Below are 19384 nucleotides of genomic sequence, written 5' to 3'. Positions count from 1 at the left end.
TCGGGTGCGCCCCGCTCACTCCGGGTCCGGCGCCCCGAACGCCGCCACCATGACGTTCATCGCCGTGGCGTTCATGTCCGCACCCTTCGCGTCCGTCGCGTTGACGCTGTAGACGAGCGTCCTGGACAGGCCGGGGGTGGCGGCGATGGCCGTGTTGTAGCCCCAGCGGCCGCCCGTCTTGCCCCACACCTCGCGGCCGCCCAGCCTGATCACCGACAGACCCGCGCTGTACGCGGCGGGCTTGCCCGTGCCGTACTCGCGCACCGACGCGTCCGGCAGCGTGAACATCTCCCGGAGCAGCGGTCCCCGCACCACCCGGCCGCCGAACAGCGCCCGGGTGAAGCGCTCCAGATCGGCGGTGGTCGAGATCAGGTCCCCCGCCGCCCACGCGTCGGCCGCCCCCCCCACACGGTCACGTCACGCAGCTCGCCCGAGTCACCGAAGACCTGGTAGCCGTGGTTGTGCGGTCCTCTGACCGCCGGATCGGTGCCGGGGAAGTAGGTGTCCCCCAGCCGCAGGGGCTTCAGGACGCGGCGGGAGACCTGTGAGGCGTACGTGTCCCCGGTGACCCTCTCGATCAGCAGTCCCGCCACGGTGTAGCCGATGTTGGCGTAGTGCTGCCGCGTGCCGGGTGCGAAGTCCGGTTCGAGCGCGGTCGCGTCCCGCACGTCGTCCACCGGATCGTGCGGGTCGAAGCGGTGCGCGTACCACTCCTCCAGGGTGTCGCCGTTGCCCGGGTCCGGGGACGGGATGCCGCTCGTGTGGTTCAGCAACTGCCGCACGGTGACCCGCCCGTACGCCGCCGGGATCAGGTCCGGCAGGTAGTGCCGGGCCGGCCGGTCCAGGCCGAGTCTCCCCTCACCGGCCAGTTGCAGCACCACGGCCGCCGTGAAGACCTTGGTCACCGAGCCGGCCCGGAAGCGCCCGTCCGGGTCGGCCGGGCGGCCCGAGGCCAGATCGTGGACGCCGGCGCTGCCCCGCCAAGCGCCGTCGGTGCCGCCGACCCGGACCAGCGCGGCCGTCGCGTCGTCCGCCGGGAGCCCGCTGATCGCCGCCCGCAGCGCCTCGGCGTCCGGTGCCCGGCCGGCGGGCGGGCCCGCGGCGGGGTGCGCGCCCGCCGGGACGCGGGCCCCGGCGGAGGCGGGTGCGACGGTCGCCCCGGCGATGCCGAGGACCAGCGCCGTGGCGAGGACGATGCGTGTGGTGCGGGTGTTCATGGCCGGTGCCTCCAGGTGCGGAATCCGTAACTGCCTGCGGAATCCATTCTGTTGACCCGGGCACTGGGACGGATCACCCGGCCGGGCGGTCCTCGGCACCGGGATTCCTCACCCGTGCGGGGGAGCCGGGACCGTCCCTCCCTCCGGGGAGGGAGTGACGACACCGCACTCGTACGCACAGATCACGGCCTGGATCCGGTCACGCAGCCCCAGCTTGGACAGCACATTGCCGACATGGGTCTTCACCGTGTGCTCGCTCACCACCAGCGAGGCCGCGATCTCCGCGTTCGACAGACCGCGGGCCGGCAGCAGCAACGTCTCGCGCTCCCGGCCGGTCAGCACGTCCAGGCGCGCCGACGGCACGGCCGCCGGGGCGGCCGGGCGCGAGGTGTACTCGGCGATCAGCCGGCGCGCCACCGAAGGTGCGAGCAGCGACTCCCCGGCCGCCACCACCCGCACCGCGTGCACCAGGTCGTCGCGGCGCACATCCTTCAGCAGAAAGCCGCTCGCCCCCGCGCGCGCAGCGCCTCGAAGACGTACTCGTCTGAGTCGAAGGTCGTCAGCATGACCGTCCGGCAGCCGGTCCGCGCACTGATCGCGCGGCACGCCTCGATGCCGTCCGTGCCCGGCATCCGGATGTCGAGCAGCGCCACCTCCGGCGCCAGCCCCCGTACCGCCGCCACCGCCTGCGCACCGTCGCCCGCCTCCGTCACCACCTCGATGTCCGGCTGCGCGTCCAGGATCATCGCGAAGCCGCTGCGTACCAGCTCCTGGTCGTCCGCCACCACCACACGGATCGTCAACGCCCCACCCCTGCCCTTCTGTCCGGTGTCGTCCTCGGAATCGTCACCCTCACCTCGAACCCCCGCCCGCCCGGCCCCGGACCGGTGCGCGCCGTGCCTCCGTGCGCGGCGGCGCGTTCCCGGATGCCGACCAGCCCCAGACCGGTGCCGGCCCCGGGGCCGCGCCCGTCGTCGGTGACCGTCAGGGGCAGCTCCCCGGGGCCGTGGTCCGGATCCGGACCGTCTCGGCGTCCGCGTGCCTGACCACGTTGGTCAGGGCCTCCTGCACCATCCGGTAGACGGTCGTCTCGACGGCCGGCCCCGGCGCCCGCGGATCGCCCGTCACCTCGTACGACACCGCGAGGCCGCTGCCGCGCACCCGCTCGACGAGCCCCGGCAGCCCGGCCAGCGCCGGCTGCGGCCGGCGCGGCGCGCCGCCGGGGCCCTCGTCCTCGCGCAGCACACCGGGCATGCGGCGCAGTTGCACCATGGCGTCGCGGCCCGTCTCCGAGATCGCGTCGAACGCGGCCTCCGCCCGGTCCGGTGCCGTACGCACCGCCACCGGTCCCGCCTCCGCCTGCACGATCATCAGGCTCACCGCGTGGGACAGGATGTCGTGCATCTCCCGGGCGATCCGGGCCCGTTCGCGGGCCGCGGCCTGCTCCGCCTCGATCCGGTGCGTCAGCTCCAGCTGGCGGGCCCGGTCCTCCACCGCCCGCAGATACGCCTTCCGGGTCACGGCGAGCCGGCCGAAGGCGTAGGCCGCGGCGAACACGAACAGGGAGAAGAGCAGCTCCCGCATGTCGGTGCTGTCCAGCCCGGTCGAGGCCAGCACCGTAACCGCCGTGACCAGCGCGATGGCGATCCGTTTCGGCGGCGAGGAAAGCTCGGCGACGGTGTAGAAGGCCACCAGCCCGGTGTACGGGAGCGGCTGGCCCGGCCCGTCGACGGCGAACTTGTACAGGGCGCCGGCCGCGAGCACGGCGATGAGCACCGTCACGGGCGCCCGGCGGCGGGCGACCAGCGGCAGCACCAGCAGGGTCGTCAGCCCGTACGCCGTCCACGTCGCCGCCGGCAGCTCCGGTGCGCGCGGCACGACGAACGGCATGGTGACGGCAGCCTGCACCAGCAGGGCGATGAGCAGGTCGACGGTACGGGGCCCGGCCGTGCGGGCCCCGGCCGCGATGTCCCGTATGCGCACCGGGCGCACTCAGCGCTTTCTGGCCACGGCACCGAACTGGGCGACCTCGGCCGCCCGGGTGCCGGGCGCTGGGCGCCAGCGCGAGCAGGAGACGATGCCCGGCTCGACGAGATCGAGACCGGTCAGGAACGCGGCGAACTCGAAGCGGCTGCGGGCGGTGATCGGAGGCGTGGCGTTCTCGTTCCAGAACCGCATCGCCGCCTCGTTGCCCTCGCCGCCCAGCTCCAGCGTGGGGTGGGTGAGGACGAGGTAGCTGCCGGGCGGCACCGCGTCCATCAGCCGCCGGACGATGCGCAGCGCCTCGTCCGTGTCGAGGACGAAGTTGAGGATGCCGAGGAGCATGACCGCGACCGGCCGCTCCAGGTCGAGCGTCCGCCGGGCCGCCCGCAGGATCTGCTCCGGATCGCGGGCGTCCGCGTCGAGGTACTCGCTCGCGCCCTCCGGAGAGCTGGTGAGCAGCGAGCGGGCGTGCGCCAGGACGATCGGGTCGTTGTCGACGTACACGACGCGGGCGTCCGGCGCGGTGTGCTGGGCGACCTCGTGGGTGTTGTCCGCGGTCGGCAGCCCCGTTCCGATGTCCAGGAACTGGCCGATGCCCGCGTCACCGGCCAGATACCGCACCGCCCGCCCCAGGAACGCCCGGTCGGCCCGCGCCACCTCCTTGATGCTGGGGTACATGCCGGTGACCCGGTCGCCGACGGCCTGGTCCACCGGGAAGTGGTCCTTGCCGCCGAGCCAGTAGTTCCAGACCCGGGCGCTGTGGGCGACATCGGAACGGACCTGGGCAGGAAGGGAGTTGCGGTGGGGGACGGGCACGTCTGCTCCTCTGGCGCCGGGCCTGGCATCGGGACGATGAGGTGGCGTCCATGATGCCGGACCGATCAAGAGGAGGCGCGGTCCGGGGAGTTGGCGATCAGCTTGTGCAGTACATCGACCCGGTTGGTGGTGATGGAGTCCACGCCGCGGAGCAGCAGCCTGCGCATGGTGCGACCGGTGTCCGCCGTCCAGGCCGAGACCAGCAGCCCGTCCCGGTGGTTGCGGTCGGTCAGCTCCCGACTCACCAGGCCGAACCGGTAGTTCAGCCAGCGCGGCCGTACCGCCGCCAGCAGCGCGGCCCGGGGAGGCGCGAGGGTCGTCCAGGTCATCGCGATCTCGGCGGACGGATCGGCGGCCCGTACCCGCAGCATCGCCTCGGGACCCGCGCAGTAGTAGGCCCGCTCGCCGGCCCCGCACTCCCGTACCGTCCCGACGATCTTCCGTACCGAGGCCTCGGTGGAGCCGGGCAGATCGACCATGACGCGGTGCGCCCCGACGGCGAGCAGCGCCTCGCGCAGGGTCGGCACACCGCCCGCCGTCAGCTCGGTGAGCTCCTGCCGGGTGAGCCGGTCCAGCCGCACGTCATGACCCCACAGCCGCTCCAGCGTGGCGTCGTGCAGCAGGACCGGCACACCGTCCCGGGTGACCCGGACATCGATCTCGACCGCGTCCGCCCCCCGTTCGAGGGCGGAGCGGATCGAGCGGAGGGTGTTCTCGCGGACGCGGTACGGATCGCCGCGATGCGCGACGGCGGTGACGGGGATGGCCATGGGGCCATTGTCGCCGCCCGGGTCACCGGCCGGTCCCCGCCAGCCAGTCCGTCGTGTACGTGTCGATCTCCTCGGACAGCCTGCGCTTGCCGGCCGGGTCGAGGAAGGACGCCTCTACGGCGTTCTTCGCGAGCGAGGCGAGACCCCGCTCGTCGAGATCGAGGAGGCGGGCCGCCACCCCGTACTCGCTGTTGAGGTCGGTGCCGAACATGGGCGGGTCGTCGCTGTTGATCGTGACCAGCACACCCGCCTTCACCATCTCCTTGACCGGGTGCTCCTCGATGTCCGCCACCGCGCGGGTCGCGATGTTCGACGTGGGGCAGACCTCCAGCGCGATCCGGTGCTCGGCCAGGTGCTCCAGCAGCTTCGGGTCACGGACGGAGCTGGTGCCGTGGCCGATGCGCTCGGCGCGCAGCGCGGTCAGCGCGTCCCAGACCGTCTGCGGTCCGGTGGTCTCGCCGGCGTGCGGCACGGAGTGCAGGCCCGCCGCGATGGCACGGTCGAAGTACGGCTTGAACTGCGGTCGGTCCACCCCGATCTCGGGCCCGCCGAGGCCGAACGAGACCAGCCCCTCCGGCCGCAGGTCGACGGCGAGCCGGGCGGTCTCCTCCGCGGAGGCGAGTCCGGCCTCGCCGGGGATGTCGAAGCACCAGCGCAGCACCACCCCGAGTTCGGCCTCGGCCGCCTTGCGGGCGTCCTCTATGGCCTCCATGAAGCCCTCCTCCGGAATGCCGCGCCGGGTCGAGGAGTACGGGGTGACGGTCAGTTCCGCGTAGCGGATGTTCTGCCGTGCCATGTCGCGGGCGACCTCGAAGGTCAGCAGCCGGACGTCCTCCGGGGTGCGGATCAGGTCCACGACCGAGAGGTAGACCTCGATGAAGTGCCCGAAGTCGGTGAAGGAGAAGTAGTCGGCCAGCGCCTCCGGGGCTGTGGGGACCTTGGAGTCGGGGTGTTTCGCGGCCAGTTCCGCGACGATGCGGGGCGAGGCGGAACCGACGTGGTGGACATGCAGCTCGGCCTTGGGCAGCCCCGCGATGAAGGGGTGCAGATCGGACATCGGATCCTCCGGGAGCAGGGGGTGGCGCGGGGCCCGGACATGTGTGGGAATCGGGCGGCGGACGGAAGTCATCGTAGGACGGGGGCTGGCCGTAGCATGACGGGCATCACGATGGGGGAGGCCCATGTCAGACAACACAGAGCAGCCCGAGGACGGGGCCGTGGCACGCGATCCGTGGGCTCCGCCGGACAACAAGGTGCCGCTGGACAAGAAAAGCCCCCCGGACACCGGCCCGCCGGCGGTGCACGACCAGCAGACCGTCACCGCGATGCCGGGCGTCGACGGGCCGCAGGACGCCCCGGCAGGACCCGCGCCCACGGCCGGTTTCGGGCCGACGGCGGGCTTCGGTCCGCCGACCGGCGCGGGGCAGCCGTCCGCCCCGTACGGTTCGGGAGCCGTGCCGCCGCCGCCCGTCGGCCCGAACGGTCCCGGTCAGCAGGGCCCGCCGGCCGCCGGCCAGTACGGCTACCCGGTGGGACCGGCCCAGCCGCCCGCAGGCCAGTACGGCTACCCGGCCGCCCCGCAGTACGGCGGCGGCTACCCGGGCTATCCCGGTTACGGCCAGAACGCCTGGGGGCCGCAGCCCGCGAACGGGCTCGGTATCGCCTCCATGGTGCTCGGCATCATCGCGGTTGCGGTCTTCTGCATGTACGGGCTGGGGATCATACTCGGCGTCCTCGCGCTGATCTTCGGACTGATAGGCCGGGGCCGGGTCCGCCGGGGCGAGGCCGACAACGGCGGAGTCGCACTCGCCGGCATCATCCTCGGCTCGATCGGGATCGTCGTCAGTGCCGTGTTCCTGGGGCTGGTCATCTGGGCCATCGCGGACGACGGCTTCGATGAGGACAGCGGATCCGACTACGAGCCGTACTCCGCTTCCCTGGTCGTCGACGCCCCGGTCGCCGATTCGTTCGCCGGTTCCCCGGTCGCCGGAGTGATCCGCTAGCAGCGGCTTTCGGCTCCGGGCGGGCGGACCGTCGCCCGCCCGGAGCCCCGCTTCACCCCACGGGCCGGTTCATATGCGGCCGGTGTCCTTCCGCCGCAGCTCCGTCCGCGCGTCCATCAGCGCGAAGCCGAGCAGATTCAGCCCCCGCCAGGCCGCCGGGTCCTCCGCCCGCGGATCGTCCGCCGCCAGCCCGATGCCCCAGATCCGGTCCATCGGACTCGCCTCGACGAGCACCCGCTCGCCCGTGCCCAGCAGGAACTTCCCCAGCGCCGGGTTCTGGCCGAACTTGTGCAGGCTGCCCGTCACCACCAGCCCGTACCGCTCGCGCTCCCAGACCGCGTCGTCGAAACCGCGGACGAGCCGGCCCGTCTTCTTCGCCTCGGCCGGGCTCTTCGCCGCCACCGCACGGGTCTCCGCCTCCGCGTCACCGAACAGCCGCGCCTTGCCGGCCATCATCCAGTGCTCGGCCGAGGCGTACTCCACCCCGTCGACCGTGAACGGCGACGGCCACCACTGACTGAGGCAGCTCGCCCCGACCTCCCCGTCCGCCCGCGGCCGGTGCCCCCAGAACGTCAGGTACTTCACTTTCTCGCCCCGCCCCGTCCGCGCCACGAGGTCGTCCATGTGTTCCATGACACGTGAGTCTGGCATCCGCCACTGACACTGCGTACGGGGAATTCCGCACTGACACGACACATGGTCGACAGATTCCGTTGCGTAACCAAAAGGCAACAACGGAATCACTTGTTGGGCTCCGTCCCCTCTGCCAGGATCGGCACTCAAATCGAGCAGGAGCTACGCCGCCCCGCACTCCGGGAACAGCGGCGGAGGAGAGCGTGATGGGCAACAGCTTCCAGGTACAGGACCGCTTCGCGGACGGCGCGCAGTACATCGGCGGAAGACTGCGACCCGGCACATCGGGACGCAGCCACGACGTGGTGAACCCGGCCACGGGCAAGACCGTCCACACCTACGAACTGGCCGGCACCGCCGACGTCGACGCGGCCGTCGCCGCCGCACGAGCTGCCTTCCCCGGCTGGTCCGGAGCCAGCCCGGCCGAGCGCTCCGAGGCGATGCACCGGTTCGCCGCGGTCCTCGCCGAGCAGGCGGACGAATTCGCGTACGCGGAGTCCCTCCAGTGCGGCAAGCCGGTCAAGCTCTCCACCGAGTTCGACGTGCCCGGCACCGTCGACAACGCGTCCTTCTTCGCGGGCGCCGCCCGCCACCTGGAAGGCAAGTCCGCCGCCGAGTACTCCGGTGACCACACCTCGTACGTACGGCGCGAGGCGATCGGCGTCATCGGCTCCATCGCCCCCTGGAACTACCCGCTCCAGATGGCCGCCTGGAAGATCCTCCCGGCCGTCGCCGCCGGCAACACCATCGTGCTGAAGCCCGCCGAGATCACCCCGCTGACCTCGCTGATGTTCGCGCAGGCGGCCACCGGGGCGGGCATCCCGGACGGTGTGATCAACATCGTCAACGGTGCGGGCAAGGAAGCCGGTGAACACCTCGTCGGCCACCCCGACGTCGTGATGACCTCCTTCACCGGCTCCACCGCCGTCGGCAAGCGGGTCGCGGAGATCGCCACCTCCACCGTCAAGCGCCTCCACCTCGAACTCGGCGGCAAGGCCCCCTTCGTCGTCTTCGACGACGCCGACCTCGAAGCCGCGGTCCACGGAGCGGTCGCCGGATCCCTCATCAACACCGGCCAGGACTGCACGGCCGCCACCCGCGCCTACGTCCAGCGCCCGCTGTACGACGCCTTCGTGCGGGGCGTCGCGGAGCTGATGGAGACCGTCCGGGTGGGCGACCCGTTCGCCCCGGACACCGATCTGGGCCCGCTGATCAGCCACGCCCAGCGCGACCGCGTCGCCGCCTTCGTCGAGCGCGCCCGCGCCTACGCCACCGTCGTCACCGGCGGCGAGGTCCCCGGCGGCGAACTGGCCGACGGCGCCTACTACCGGCCGACCGTGATCACCGGAGCCGCCCAGGACAGCGAGATCGTCCAGGCCGAGATCTTCGGCCCGGTCCTGGTCGTGCTGCCCTTCGACACCGACGACGAGGGCATCGCGCTCGCCAACGACACCCCGTACGGGCTCGCCGCCTCCGCCTGGACCCGCGGCCTGTACCGGGCCAATCGCGCCACCCGCGAGATCAAGGCGGGCTGCGTCTGGATCAACGACCACATCCCGATCATCAGCGAGATGCCGCACGGCGGATACAAGGCCAGCGGCTTCGGCAAGGACATGTCGTCGTACTCCTTCGAGGAGTACACGCAGGTCAAGCACGTCATGTACGACAACACCGCGGTCGCCCGCAAGGACTGGCACCGCACGATCTTCGGGGACCGATAACCCGGCCGGTCCGGCCGCACACCCACCCGAAAGGGCAACGCGCATGGAGCAGTACGAGCCCGAGCGTCTCTCCGCGGCCCAGCTGGCCGCGATGCGTCGCACTCTGACCAGCGGCAGGGGAGCCCTCACCCGCCGATCACTGCTGCGCGCCTCCGGTACCGGCGCGCTCACACTCGGCGGCCTTGGGGTGCTCAGCGCGTGCGGAATCCCTCCCGCCAAGCGGGAGGAGGACCCCGCGGCCGCCTCCGACGACCACTCGGCCAAGGAGAAGCAGGTCAACTTCTCCAACTGGACCGAGTACATGGACGTCACCGACGACGGCAAGCACCGGCCCACTCTGGAGCAGTTCACCGAGCGGACCGGGATCAAGGTCAAGTACACCGAGGACATCAACGACAACGTCGAGTTCTTCGGCAAGATCAGGCCGCAGCTCGCGGCCGGCCAGGACACCGGCCGCGACATCATCTGCGTCACGGACTGGCTGGCCGCCCGCATCGTCCGGCTCGGCTGGGCGCAGAAGCTCGACCCCTCGAACCTGCCGCACGCCTACGCCAACCTCTCGGCCCAGTTCCGCTCCCCGGACTGGGACCCGGGCCGCGCCTACTCCTACCCCTGGGCCGGCATCCCCACGGTCATCGCCTACAACGCCAAGGCGACCGGCGGCCGCAGGATCGACTCCGTCAGCCAGCTGCTCGACGACCCGAAACTCAAGGGCCGGGTCAGCTTCCTCTCGGAGATGCGCGACTCCATCGGCATGACCCTGCTCGACATGGGCAAGGACCCCGCCACCTTCACCGACGCCGACTACGACGCCGCGATCGGCCGGATCCAGAAGGGCGTCGACCGGAACCAGATCCGCCGCTTCACCGGCAACGACTACACCGCGGACCTCGACAAGGGCGACATCGCGGCCTGCGTCGCCTGGGCCGGCGACATCATCCAGCTCCAGGCCGGCAACCCGGACATCAAGTACGCGATACCCGCCGCGGGCTACGTCATGTCCAGCGACAACATGCTGGTCCCGGTGAAGGCACGGCACAAGACCAACGCCGAGAAGCTCATGGACCACTACTACCGGCCACCGGTCGCCGCCGAGCTCGCCGCGTACATCAACTTCGTCTGCCCGGTCGACGGCGTCCGCGAGGAACTCGCCAAGATCGACCGGTCGATGGCCGACAACCCGCTGATTCTCCCGGACAAGAAGATGGCGGCCGCCTCGCACGCCTTCCGGTCCCTGACCGCCGAGGAAGAGACGGCGTACGAGGAGAAGTTCGCCAAGCTCATCGGCGCCTGACCCCGCCCCCGCCCCCGCCCCGTCCCGAAGAACCCCCGATCCCCCTCTGACACCACTGGGACCGCCCTCCATGACACAGCAGCAGACAGGCGGCGATGTCCGCCTCACCGGGATCAGCAAGAGGTACGGCTCCTTCGCCGCCGTCCAACCGCTCGATCTGACCGTCCCGCAAGGCTCCTTCTTCGCGCTGCTCGGCGCGTCCGGCTGCGGCAAGACCACCACCCTGCGGATGATCGCGGGCCTGGAGGAGGCCACCACCGGCACCGTCTCGCTCGGCGGCCGCGACATCACCGCCCTCCCCCCGTACAAGCGGCCCGTCAACACCGTCTTCCAGAGCTACGCGCTCTTCCCGCACCTCGACATCGCGGAGAACGTCGCCTTCGGACTGCGCCGTCGCGGCATCAAGTCGGTCAAGAAGCAGGTCGACGACATGCTGGAGCTCGTCCAGCTCGGCGACTTCGCCCGGCGCAAACCGCACCAGCTCTCCGGCGGCCAGCAACAGCGCGTCGCCGTCGCCCGCGCCCTGATCAACCACCCTCAGGTGCTGCTCCTCGACGAGCCGCTCGGCGCCCTCGACCTCAAGCTGCGCCGCCAGATGCAGCTCGAACTCAAGCGCATCCAGACCGAGGTCGGGATCACCTTCGTGCACGTCACCCACGACCAGGAGGAGGCCATGACCATGGCCGACACCGTCGCGGTGATGAACGCGGGCCGGGTCGAGCAGCTGGGCGACCCCGCCGATCTCTACGAGAACCCCCGGACGACGTTCGTCGCCAACTTCCTCGGCACCTCGAACCTCATCGAGGGCGAAGTCGTCTCCACCGGCACCGACATCGTCGTAGCGGCCAGTGGCGGGAAGCTGCGGCTGCCCACCGGCCGATGTCCCGCGCCGACCGCGAAGGGCGGCAAGCTGCTCCTCGGCATCCGCCCCGAGAAGATCTCCCTCACGCACCGCGACGACGCCGACGCGATAACGGAGGGCCGTAACCGGGTCACCGGCCGGATCGTCGACTCCAGCTTCATCGGCGTCTCCACGCAGTACGTGGTGGAGAGCCCGGCCGGGAAGTCGCTCCAGGTGTACGAGCAGAACATCGAGCGCGATTCCAGGCTCACCCCCGGGGCCGAGGTCGTCCTGCACTGGAACCCGGCGCACACCTTCGGCCTCGACGCCGACCAGGACATCGCCGCGGGTGTGGAGACGGTGGAGGACGCGGCGTGAGCGTCACCCAGGAGGCGCCACCCGCTCCCGCCGAGGAGCCGAAGGTGCGCAAGCCCTCCACCCGCAGGCGTCTCGTCCCCTACTGGCTGCTGCTCCCCGGCATCCTCTGGCTCGTCGTCTTCTTCGCGCTGCCGCTGATCTACCAGGGGTCGACCTCCGTCCAGACCGGTTCCCTGGAGAAGGGGTTCGAGGTCACCTGGCACTTCCAGACGTACTGGGACGCGCTGAGCGACTACTATCCGCAGTTCGTCCGGTCGCTGCTGTACGCGGGCACCGCCACGATCCTGTGCCTGCTGCTCGGCTACCCGCTGGCCTACCTCATCGCGTTCAAGGCCGGGCGCTGGCGCAATCTGGTGCTGGTGCTGGTCATCGCACCGTTCTTCACCAGCTTCCTGATCCGCACGCTCGCCTGGAAGACGATCCTCGCGGACGGCGGCGCGGTCGTCGACGTACTGAACACCCTGCACGTCCTCGACGTCACCAGCTGGCTCGGCTGGACCGAGTCCAACCGGGTGCTGGCCACCCCGATGGCGGTGGTCTGCGGTCTCACGTACAACTTCCTGCCGTTCATGATCCTGCCGCTCTACACCTCGCTGGAGCGGATCGACGGCCGGCTCCACGAAGCGGCCGGGGACCTGTACGCCACCCCCGCCACCACCTTCCGGAAGGTGACGTTCCCGCTCTCGACGCCGGGCGTCGTTTCCGGCACCCTGCTGACCTTCATCCCGGCCAGCGGTGACTACGTCAACGCGGAACTGCTGGGCTCCACCGACACGAAGATGGTCGGCAGCGTCATCCAGACCCAGTTCCTGCGCGTCCTCGACTATCCGACGGCGGCCGCGCTCTCCTTCATCCTGATGGCGGTCGTCCTGATCGCGGTCACTGTCTACATCCGCCGCTCCGGGACGGAGGACCTGGTCTGATGCCCGTACTGCGCTGGCTGCGACGCCATCTGATCGTCATCGCGGGTCTGCTGACCCTCGCCTACATGATCCTGCCGAACATCGTCGTGATGGTGTTCTCCTTCAACAAGCCCAACGGGCGGTTCAACTACTCCTGGCAGCGCTTCTCGCTGGACGCCTGGAAGGACCCCTGCGGGGTGGCCGACATGTGCGGCTCGCTCTCGCTCTCCCTCCAGATCGCCGTCTGGGCCACGGTCGGCGCGACCGTGCTGGGCACGATGATCGCGTTCGCCCTGGTCCGCTACCGCTTCCGGGCGCGCGGCGCGATCAACTCGCTGATCTTCCTGCCGATGGCGATGCCCGAGGTCGTCATGGCCGCGTCCCTGCTCACGCTCTTCCTCAACATGGGCGCGCAGCTGGGCTTCTGGACGATCCTCATCGCGCACATCATGTTCTGCCTCAGCTTCGTGGTGACGGCGGTCAAGGCGCGGGTCATGTCGATGGACCCCAGGCTGGAGGAGGCGGCCCGCGATCTGTACGCCGGGCCCGTGCAGACCTTCGTGCGGGTGACGCTGCCGATCGCCGCCCCCGGAATCGCCGCGGGAGCGCTGCTCGCGTTCGCGCTCTCCTTCGACGATTTCATCATCACCAATTTCAACGCGGGCTCGACCGTGACCTTCCCCATGTTCGTCTGGGGATCGGCGCAGCGCGGCACGCCCGTGCAGATCAACGTCATCGGTACGGCGATGTTCATCATTGCGGTACTGGTGGTTCTCGCCGGCCAGCTGATAGCGAACCGGCGTAAGAACAGCGCACGACCCTGAAAGTCCCTAAGGAGTTGGAAAACATGGCCCCAGTCGCCATGAGTGCCGCCGCCCGGTCAATCGCGGACGCCAAGCCGCTGTCGTTCTGGCTGGACGACCCCGGCAGGCCCGAAGCGCTCCCCGCGCTCTCCGGCGACGAGCACTGCGACCTCCTCGTCATCGGCGCCGGCTACAGCGGACTGTGGACCGCGCTGCTCGCCAAGGAGCGCGAACCGGAACGCGATGTCGTCCTCATCGAGGGGCGCGAGACGGGCTGGGCCGCCTCGGGCCGCAACGGCGGATTCTGCGCCGCCTCCCTCACCCACGGCCTGCCCAACGGGCTGGAGCGCTGGCCGGACGAGATCGAGAAGCTGGAGGAGCTGGGCGCCCGCAACCTCGACGCCATCGAGGAGGCGGTCGCCCGCTACGGCATCGACTGCGAATTCGAGCGCACCGGCGAGATCGATGTCGCCACCCAGCCCCACCAGCTGGAAGAGCTGCGGGAATGGCACCAGGAGCTGGAGCGGCGCGGCTTCGGCGGCGTCGAGTTCCTCGACGGTGACGCGCTGCGCGCCCATGTCGACTCACCGACATTCCTGGGTGGCCTATGGGACCGCCGCGGGGTGGCGATGCTGCACCCCGCCAAGCTCGCCTGGGGCCTGAAGCAGGCCTGCCTCGACCTGGGTGTCCGGATCTACGAGCACACCCGGGGTCTGGAGCTGGCCAGAACCGGAACCGGAATGGCGGTCCGGACCCCGGGCGGAAGGGTGCTCGCCCGCCGCGTCGCCCTCGGCACCAACATCTTCCCCTCGCTCGTGAAGCGGATGCGCCCGTACACCGTCCCGGTCTACGACTACGCGCTGATGACGGAGCCGCTGACCGCGCAGCAGCTCGCCGCCATCGGCTGGAAGAACCGGCAGGGACTGGGGGACAGCGCCAACCAGTTCCATTACTTCCGGCTTTCCGCGGACAACCGCATTCTGTGGGGCGGATACGACGCGATCTATCCGTACGGGGGCCGGCTCAGCGCCGCGCTCGACCAGCGTCCGGAAACGTTCCTGAAGCTCGCCGGACAGTTCTTCGAATGCTTTCCGCAATTGGCGGGAGTGCGTTTCACCCATGCCTGGGGCGGTGCGATCGACACCTGTTCCCGGTTCTCCGCGTTCTTCGGCACCGCCCATCAGGGCCGGGTCGCCTATGCCGCCGGATACACCGGACTCGGCGTCGGGGCCACCCGGTTCGGCGCCGAGGTGATGCTCGACCTGCTGGCAGGCGAGGAGACGGAGCGGACCGCGCTGGAGATGGTCCGCAGCAAGCCGATGCCGTTCCCGCCTGAGCCCTTCGCGTGGGCCGGGATCGAGCTGACGAAGCGCTCCCTGGCACGGGCCGACGACAACGGCGGCCACCGCAATCTGTGGCTGCGGACGATGGACCGGCTGGGGCTCGGCTTCGACAGCTGAGCCGGACGTGACCCAGCTCACTACCGGTTGGTAGCCGAACCCGCGTAATGGATCGCCGCCACCGCTCTCTCTCCTCCGTGAACGCACCCGCGACTCGCCGCGGGTGCGATACGGAACGGAGGCGGGGCATGGCTGGCTCGGGGGTCAGGGCAGCGGTCGAGTGGCTTGTGTCGGTGGCACCGGACCCGGACGCCTGCCGGTGGGAGTGGGAGCGCAATCCCCGGGGAATCGCGCTCCTTCCCGCCGGCCGGCGCTGGGACGTGCTGATCCTGCCGGGGGAGCTGGGCTATCCGACGCTCGACGTGCTCACCCGGCTCATCGGCCGGCCGGGTCCGGTGCTGGCCGGCTTCGGTGACGCCCGGATGGGGTTCTTCGTGCCGCCGGGCACCGCGGACCGGTGGATCGGAACGGGGGTGCGGGGCGCGGGCCAGGGGACCTGGATCGTGGTGCCCTACCCGGGGCGGGTCGCCGGCGGGATGCGGTGGCTGATTCCGCCGGACGGATCGGGCACGCTCACCGACGCCACGCTGCTGGAACTCGCGATGCACGAGGCCGCGGGAGGGGCCGCGGCGGGGGAGGGCCAGGAGTAGGAAGGACAGCCGTTCTCCGGAAGGCTCCTGGCCGAAAGCCGAGGCGCCCCGGACTGCTGATCGTCCGCGTGGCGTGCCTGCTCGCCCCGGGGGAGGGGGAGGCATCCGGCTCCTGGCGGCACGTGCACGCGGCCTCGATTACGCGCGTCCAAGGGTGAGTTCACGCCATTGACGGGTGACACGTTGTTGCGGAGGCGAGGGGGTTCGTAGGGTTCCGTTGAAGCGAGGTTTGGGAGCGCTCCCAAACCTCGGCCAACCCCCACGGTCCACCCCACGCCTGCCCAACGGAAGGAACTCCCGTGACTGCCACGCCCCACCGTGTGCACCGCATCCGTCCCCTGGCCGCCGCGCTCGCCCTGGCCGTCGGCTCGATCGTCGCCGTGACCGCCGCGACCGGCACGGCCGCCGCCGACACCCAGACCTGCGATCAGTTCGGAACCGCCGTCACGCCCGGCGGCTACGTCGTACAGAACAACGCGTGGGGCACCACCGCCCCGCAGTGCGTGAACCAGGTCGGTGACGGCTTCGAACTGACCACGGCCGACGGCTCCGTGTCGACGGGCGGCGCGCCCAAGTCGTACCCCTCGATCTACGCGGGCTGCCACTACACGAACTGCTCACCGGGCACCGTGCTGCCCAGGCAGGTCAACGCGATCGGGAGCGCTCCCAGCGAGATCGCGTACAGGTACACCGGCGGCGCCACCTTCGACGCCGCGTACGATATCTGGCTCGACCCGACGCCCAGGACGGACGGGGTCAACCGGACCGAGATCATGATCTGGCTGAACAAGGTCGGTCCCATCCAGCCGATCGGCTCCAAGACGGGCGTCGCCACCGTCGCCGGTCAGACCTGGGACGTCTGGAAGGGCAACAACGGCGGCAACGACGTCATCTCGTACGTCGCCCCCTCGGCTCTGACGGATCTGAGCTTCGATGTGAAGGACTTCGTCAACGGGGCCATATCGGAGGGCCTGGCCACGCCCGACTGGTACCTCACCAGCGTCCAGGCGGGGTTCGAACCGTGGGAGAACGGCGCGGGCCTGGCCGTCACGAAGTTCTCCGCGCGCTTCAACTGACCGGAAGCGGCCGGTGACCCCCGTTCCCTTCGCGTACCGCGGTAAGCGAAGGGGACGGGCCGGGGGCGAGTGTGCGCGGGAGCGAGGGGTTCGGCTGCCAGAGGTCTTGACAACCGGATTGGTCTGGACCATGTTGTGGCCACCCGATTCCCCCCTGCACGGAGGCCGTTGTGGAACGTACGGGACCCCCTGCCCGCATTACCGGACTGCTGGCCGCCTTCACGGCCGCCCTGCTGGCAGCGGGCGGCCTGGCCGCCGCCGCGCCGAGCGCCGCCGCTGCCGACGCCGATCTGGCCCGCAACGGAACCTTCGAGGCCGGTCTGGACGGCTGGAGCTGTACGGGCGGCAGCGGAGCCGTCGTCAGCACCCCGGTGCACGGCGGCACCTCGGCGCTGAAGGCGACCCCGGCCGGCAGCGACTACGCCAAGTGCTCCCAGGCCGTCACGGTCAAGCCCGGCTCCACGTACACGCTGAGCACCTGGGTGCAGGGCAGCTACGTCTACCTGGGGGCCGAGGGCACCGGCACGACGGACGTGTCCACCTGGACGCAGTCCGCCGGGGCCTGGCAGAAGCTCACCACCACGTTCACCACCGGTGCCTCGACGACCTCGGTCAAGGTGTACACGCACGGCTGGTACGGCACCCCCGCGTACTACGCCGACGACCTCAGCCTCGTCGGCCCCGGCGGCGACCCGGTCGCCCTCCCGGCCGTACCGGCGGGCCTCAAGGCCGGCACCGCCACCGCGTCCTCCGTCCCGCTGTCGTGGACGGCCGCCTCCGGCGCCACCGGCTACAACGTCTACCGGGGCGACGCGTTGGTCCTCTCCACCACCGGTACCTCCGCGACCGTGACGGGTCTCGCCGCCTCGACCGCGTACAGCTTCCAGGTCACCGCCACCAACGCGGCGGGGGAGTCCGCCAAGTCGGCCGCCGTCACCGCCACCACCCCGGCGGGCGGCAGCGGGGGAGAGAGCGGCTCTGACCTGCCGGCCCACGCCCTCGTCGGCTATCTGCACTCCAGCTTCGCCAACGGCTCCGGCTACACCCGGATGGCGGACGTGCCCGACTCCTGGGACGTCATCGACCTGGCCTTCGGCGAACCCACCTCCGTCACCTCCGGCGACATCCGCTTCTCGCTCTGCCCGGTGGCCGAGTGCCCGAACGTCGAGTCGGCGGACGAGTTCAAGGCGGCCATCAAGGCCAAGCAGGCCAAGGGCAAGAAGGTGCTGATCTCCATCGGCGGCCAGAACGGACAGGTGCAGCTCGCCACCACCGCCGCCCGTGACACCTTCGTCTCCTCGGTCAGCAAGATCATCGACGAGTACGGTCTGGACGGACTCGACATCGACTTCGAGGGCCACTCGCTCTCGCTGAACACCGGCGACACCGACTTCCGCAGCCCCACCACGCCGGTCATCGTCAACCTGATCTCCGCGGTGAAGTCGCTCAAGGCCAAGTACGGCGAGAAGTTCGTCCTCACCATGGCCCCCGAGACCTTCTTCGTACAGCTCGGCTACCAGTACTACGGCTCGGGCCCCTGGGGCGGCCAGGACCCGCGCGCCGGCGCCTACCTCCCGGTGATCCACGCTCTGCGCGACGACCTCACCCTGCTGCACGTCCAGGACTACAACTCGGGCTCCATCATGGGCCTGGACAACCAGTACCACTCGATGGGCGGCGCCGACTTCCACATCGCGATGACCGACATGCTGCTGGCCGGCTTCCCGGTGGCGGGCGACCAGACCAAGATCTTCCCGGGGCTCCGTCCCGACCAGGTCTCGATCGGACTGCCGGCCTCCACCCAGGCGGGCAACGGCCACACCTCGCCCGCCGAGGTCACCAAGGCGCTGAACTGCCTCACGAAGAAGACCGACTGCGGCTCGTACGCCACCCACGGCACCTGGTCCGGACTGCGCGGACTGATGACCTGGTCGGTCAACTGGGACCGCTTCAACAACTGGGAGTTCTCGAAGAACTTCGACGCCTACTTCGGCGGCTGAGCGACAGCGGGATCAGCAGCAGCCCGCACAGGAACCAGCTGCCCAGCACGTCCAGCGGCCAGTGATAGCCGCGCAGCACCAGACCGATGCCCGTCGCCGCCGTCAGCAGGACGGCGGCGACGGGCATCATCCACGAGCGACGCGGGTACGGGGCGAGCAGCAGCGCGGCCGCCCCGTACGCCACCGCCGCGGTCGCCGCGTGGCCGGAGGGGTAGTAGCCGGTGGCGTCGGTCAGCGGTCCGGGGCGGGCGATCCAGTCCTTGAGCGGGACGACGAACAGCGGCACCGCGGCCATCGTGAGCGCGGCGGTGACCGGGGCGCGGCGCTCACCGCGCAGCAGCGACCGGACGAGCGCGCAGCCCAGCACCGGGAGCGCGACCTGCGTGTTGCCGAGATCCGCGAGGAACTCGGTGAGCCACCGCGGGCCGTGTCCGACGAGGGCCCGTCCGGCGCGTTCGTCGAACGCACGCAGCGGGCCGTCGGACGCGATCTGCCAGGTGGTGAGCGCGAACAGGGCCAGCAGGCCGGACACCACGGAGAAGAGAAGAGCCGTCCGTCCCGGAACAGGGGGGGGTGTTCCGGGACGGACGGCCGGACCGGTGTGCCGCGCGCCCCGGGGGGTGTGGGGCGGGCGGCCATCCGATCGGTGAGGAGTTCCGGAGCCCGAGGCTCCAGTGGTGTGCGCGAAGGCACAACCAGGACGGTGCCGGGGAAGCTCCGACCCTGTGTCGCCGGCAGTCCCCTGCGGGCGGGGTGTTTCTCTCATCTGCGCAAACCGTACGTCAGGCGGTGGGGGGTCCGACAGCGGGAACGTTATCCCGCCATCGCCCCCGCACACCTTCTTCACAGGCCCTCACCCGGGCGCCGGGCATCCCCGGAGGAAACACCGCGCCGCTC

The 19384-nt window shown here is 70.8% G+C and carries 15 protein-coding genes and 3 pseudogenes; 10 read left to right on the top strand and 8 right to left on the bottom strand.

Going from position 1 to position 19384, the window contains the following annotated elements:
- Positions 1–15 precede the first annotated feature (15 nt).
- The 6 genes and pseudogenes from RLT59_RS09085 to RLT59_RS09060 all read right to left on the bottom strand — a co-directional run bounded on the left by RLT59_RS09085 (position 16) and on the right by RLT59_RS09060 (position 5843).
- Positions 16–1217 (bottom strand): annotated as a pseudogene (locus RLT59_RS09085) (serine hydrolase domain-containing protein).
- A gap of 108 nt (positions 1218–1325) precedes the next feature.
- Positions 1326–2020: pseudogene (locus tag RLT59_RS09080) on the bottom strand (response regulator).
- Positions 2017–3107: pseudogene (locus tag RLT59_RS09075) on the bottom strand (sensor histidine kinase). The pseudogenes RLT59_RS09080 and RLT59_RS09075 overlap by 4 nt, the downstream one beginning before the upstream one ends.
- A 102-nt stretch (positions 3108–3209) precedes the next feature.
- Complete coding sequence (locus RLT59_RS09070) at positions 3210–4016, bottom strand: SAM-dependent methyltransferase (RefSeq protein WP_311302937.1); 807 nt, start codon at positions 4014–4016, stop codon at positions 3210–3212.
- Between the two features lie 65 nt (positions 4017–4081).
- Positions 4082–4786 (bottom strand): glycerophosphodiester phosphodiesterase, encoded by a 705-nt coding sequence (locus RLT59_RS09065; protein ID WP_311302936.1) that lies wholly within the window; start codon positions 4784–4786, stop codon positions 4082–4084.
- A 22-nt stretch (positions 4787–4808) separates the two neighbouring features.
- On the bottom strand, positions 4809–5843 hold the full coding sequence (locus tag RLT59_RS09060; protein ID WP_311302935.1) for an adenosine deaminase: 1035 nt from the start codon (positions 5841–5843) through the stop codon (positions 4809–4811).
- 124 nt (positions 5844–5967) lie between these two features.
- On the opposite strand from RLT59_RS09060, the gene RLT59_RS09055 reads away from it, so the two are divergent.
- Positions 5968–6789 carry a DUF4190 domain-containing protein gene (locus RLT59_RS09055; RefSeq protein ID WP_311302934.1) on the top strand — a complete coding sequence of 274 codons (822 nt, stop codon included), beginning with the start codon at positions 5968–5970 and terminating at the stop codon, positions 6787–6789.
- A 69-nt stretch (positions 6790–6858) separates the two neighbouring features.
- Here RLT59_RS09055 and RLT59_RS09050 read toward each other — a convergent pair whose 3' ends face one another.
- A complete protein-coding gene (locus tag RLT59_RS09050; protein ID WP_399126858.1) occupies positions 6859–7413 on the bottom strand; it encodes a riboflavin biosynthesis intermediates N-glycosidase in 555 nt (184 codons plus the stop codon).
- 215 nt (positions 7414–7628) lie between these two features.
- Between RLT59_RS09050 and RLT59_RS09045 the strand changes: the two genes are divergently transcribed.
- The 9 genes from RLT59_RS09045 (at position 7629) to RLT59_RS09005 (ending at position 18487) form a co-directional block, all read left to right on the top strand.
- Entirely contained in the window at positions 7629–9143 is a 1515-nt protein-coding gene (locus RLT59_RS09045) for a gamma-aminobutyraldehyde dehydrogenase (RefSeq protein WP_311302932.1), read from the top strand.
- A 43-nt stretch (positions 9144–9186) separates the two neighbouring features.
- A complete protein-coding gene (locus tag RLT59_RS09040) occupies positions 9187–10437 on the top strand; it encodes a polyamine ABC transporter substrate-binding protein (protein ID WP_311302931.1) in 1251 nt (416 codons plus the stop codon).
- 70 nt (positions 10438–10507) lie between these two features.
- Entirely contained in the window at positions 10508–11656 is a 1149-nt protein-coding gene (locus RLT59_RS09035; protein WP_311302930.1) for an ABC transporter ATP-binding protein, read from the top strand.
- Positions 11653–12579 carry an ABC transporter permease gene (locus RLT59_RS09030; protein WP_311302929.1) on the top strand — a complete coding sequence of 309 codons (927 nt, stop codon included), beginning with the start codon at positions 11653–11655 and terminating at the stop codon, positions 12577–12579. Before RLT59_RS09035 ends, RLT59_RS09030 begins: the two co-directional genes overlap by 4 nt.
- Complete coding sequence (locus RLT59_RS09025) at positions 12579–13382, top strand: ABC transporter permease (RefSeq protein WP_311302928.1); 804 nt, start codon at positions 12579–12581, stop codon at positions 13380–13382. The genes RLT59_RS09030 and RLT59_RS09025 overlap by 1 nt, the downstream gene beginning before the upstream one ends.
- 23 nt (positions 13383–13405) lie before the next feature.
- Positions 13406–14821, top strand: coding sequence for an NAD(P)/FAD-dependent oxidoreductase (locus RLT59_RS09020; protein ID WP_311302927.1), 1416 nt, complete (start codon positions 13406–13408; stop codon positions 14819–14821).
- Between the two features lie 128 nt (positions 14822–14949).
- Complete coding sequence (locus tag RLT59_RS09015) at positions 14950–15411, top strand: hypothetical protein (RefSeq protein ID WP_311302926.1); 462 nt, start codon at positions 14950–14952, stop codon at positions 15409–15411.
- 299 nt (positions 15412–15710) lie between these two features.
- Complete coding sequence (locus RLT59_RS09010; RefSeq protein ID WP_311302925.1) at positions 15711–16487, top strand: GH12 family glycosyl hydrolase domain-containing protein; 777 nt, start codon at positions 15711–15713, stop codon at positions 16485–16487.
- A 170-nt stretch (positions 16488–16657) separates the two neighbouring features.
- Positions 16658–18487 (top strand): chitinase, encoded by a 1830-nt coding sequence (locus tag RLT59_RS09005; protein WP_311302924.1) that lies wholly within the window; start codon positions 16658–16660, stop codon positions 18485–18487.
- Here RLT59_RS09005 and RLT59_RS09000 read toward each other — a convergent pair.
- Positions 18438–19253 carry a phosphatase PAP2 family protein gene (locus RLT59_RS09000; RefSeq protein WP_311302923.1) on the bottom strand — a complete coding sequence of 272 codons (816 nt, stop codon included), beginning with the start codon at positions 19251–19253 and terminating at the stop codon, positions 18438–18440. The two genes, RLT59_RS09005 and RLT59_RS09000, sit on opposite strands and share 50 nt — an antisense overlap.
- Positions 19254–19384 lie beyond the last annotated feature (131 nt).

Origin of the sequence: Streptomyces sp. ITFR-6 (assembly GCF_031844725.1) — a bacterium.
Classification (GTDB): Bacteria; Actinomycetota; Actinomycetes; order Streptomycetales; family Streptomycetaceae; genus Streptomyces.
The sequence above is the reverse complement of the archived record's forward strand: the minus strand, read 5'-3'. Positions and strand labels throughout refer to the sequence as shown.